Origin of the sequence: Vibrio sp. 10N.222.48.A3, from assembly GCF_041475345.1 — a bacterium.
Classification (GTDB): Bacteria; Pseudomonadota; Gammaproteobacteria; order Enterobacterales; family Vibrionaceae; genus Vibrio; species Vibrio tasmaniensis_A.
Map to the genome: position 1 here is coordinate 1 of NZ_JBFRVX010001730.1, position 533 is coordinate 533.

At 43.0% G+C, this 533-nt stretch carries 1 protein-coding gene; it reads left to right on the plus strand.

What is annotated here, in order from left to right; translation table 11 throughout:
* Positions 1 to 504 (plus strand): MFS transporter (locus AB4653_RS28655; RefSeq protein WP_372106030.1); only part of this gene is annotated, 504 nt, incomplete at its 5' end.
* Positions 505 to 533 lie beyond the last annotated feature (29 nt).

The following is a 533-nucleotide window of genomic DNA, read 5'->3' on the forward strand; positions in this document are numbered from 1 at the left end:
ATACTCGACCGCATCCGAGATACATCGGAACAAGCAGCTCAGCTGTCTGGTATCGTTTTGACCATCACTGGAATCACGTTAGGTATCACACAAGCTTTCTTAGCCAAAATGAAAAATAACGTATTACTAAAGAGTTTCATGATGGGTCCAATAGTGGCATGTGCTGGTCTCTGTATTGTGTCAGTAGCACACTCAGCTACGCTTCTTATTACAGGCTATATATTTATGGCAATAGGGTTGGGACTCTTGTTTCCTGCGGTACAAGCTATCACCGCCAATTCAGTAGATATGAACGAACAAGGTGCAGCTGCAGGTACAATTTCTGCCATCCAAGGGCTATCTTCCATTGTGGGGCCAATCACTGCAACGATACTTTATCAATACAACCAAAGCCTCCCATATTGGGTCGCGGCTTCGCTGATGGCCGGGCTATTTCTGTTCGTACTCATGAATCAATCTAAATTCAATTCTCAATTTGAACACACTGATACAGAGATAGCGTAGAAAAATTAATGTCAGTCACAGTAAGTAAG